The 715-nt window shown below is 81.3% G+C and carries 1 protein-coding gene; it reads right to left on the minus strand.

Annotated features, from left to right (window positions below; genetic code table 11):
• On the minus strand, positions 1-715 hold a 715-nt coding region (locus KUM32_RS42040), incomplete at both ends, for a hypothetical protein (RefSeq protein ID WP_217146867.1).

Raw genomic sequence — 715 nt, forward strand, 5'->3', positions numbered from 1 at the left:
GTTCGGGTCGAGCCGCCTCGGCGCGGCCCCGTCGGGCCCCGTGGCCGCGTCCGCCGTGGCGGTGTGCCGGGTCAGGCGCGGGGTGAGGACCTGGCCCGCGCGCAGGGCGAGTTGGGGCTCGCCGCAACCGACGGCCGCGGGCAGCGCGGCCCGGGAGGCCGCCGCGCCGTCCAGGTCCACCAGGGCGAACCGGCCGGGGTGCTCGGTCTGCGCCGCGCGCAGCAGGCCCCACAGCGGGGCCGCCGCCAGGTCGGCGGGGTGCTCGTCGCCGGCCGCGACGGCGCCCGAGGTGACCAGGACCAGGCGCGAGTCGGCCCAGGTGTCGTCGGCCAGCCACGCCTGCACGTCGGCCAGGACCCGGGCGGTCAACCGGTGCGCGGCGGCGGCCCGCGGCGCACCGTCCGCGCCCCGTGCCCCGTCCGGCGCGGGCTCCGTCTCGGCCAGGGCCCGTTCGCCCGTCACGCCCAGCACGACCGTGTCCGGCACGGCGCCGCCGTCCGCGACGGTCGCCCGCAGGGCGGCCAGGTCGGCGTAGCCGCACGGGTCGACGCCGGCCTCGGTCAGGGCCCTGGTCAGGCCCAGGTCGTCGGCGCCGAGCACGGCCCACTGCTTGGCGGGCACGGCGCCGGGTAGGGCGCTCGTACGGGCCCACTCGACCCGGTAGAGCGCGTCACCCGCGCCGCCGCGCGCCGCGCTGAGCTGGGCCGCGGACACG

This window comes from Streptomyces sp. AC627_RSS907 (genome assembly GCF_019049165.1).